The organism is Micromonospora sp. AMSO12t, assembly GCF_008806585.1.
GTDB classification, from domain to species: Bacteria; Actinomycetota; Actinomycetes; order Mycobacteriales; family Micromonosporaceae; genus Micromonospora; species Micromonospora reichwaldensis.
In genome coordinates this window covers 1-505 of the sequence record NZ_WAAS01000593.1, presented here as the reverse complement: position 1 = coordinate 505, position 505 = coordinate 1, and the positions used below count along the sequence as shown (strand labels likewise).

Annotated in this window: 1 protein-coding gene; it reads right to left on the bottom strand. The window is 69.1% G+C overall.

What is annotated here, in order from left to right; translation table 11 throughout:
• Positions 1-505: sensor histidine kinase (locus F6X68_RS33095; RefSeq protein ID WP_370519033.1), on the bottom strand; the 505-nt coding region annotated here is incomplete at both ends.

Sequence of the window (505 nt, the reverse complement as noted above, 5' to 3'; positions counted from 1 at the left end):
TCTCGACCAGCGGCAGCACGATGCTGGCCACCACGCCGCTTTCCTCGCCGGTGCGCAGTTCGAGCGCGGCGGCGCCGCCGTACAGGTGCTTCAGGCGCTCGCGGATATTCGCCAGGCCAATGCCGCTGCCGCTCGATGCGGAGAAGCCGATGCCGTCGTCGATCACGCTCAGCTCCAGCATCCTGACGCCATCCACCTCGCGAGAGGCGGCCGTCACCTGGATCCGCGCCGGCCCTTTCTTGGGCTCGATGCCATGCTTGACCGCGTTCTCCACCAGCGAGATCAGCATCAGGGGCGGAATCAGGGCGGCGCGCAGCTCCGGCGCACAGCTCACCTCGGTGCGCAGGCGCGGCATGCGCGCCGCGATCACGCCGAGATAGGCCCGCACCGAGTCGCATTGCGAGCCGAGGGTGACGAAGGTGCTGGCGCGGTCGGCGCGCAGTTGCGGGATGGTCGAGCGCAGGTAGTCGATCAGGTGGTCGATCATGACGATGCCGCGGTCCGG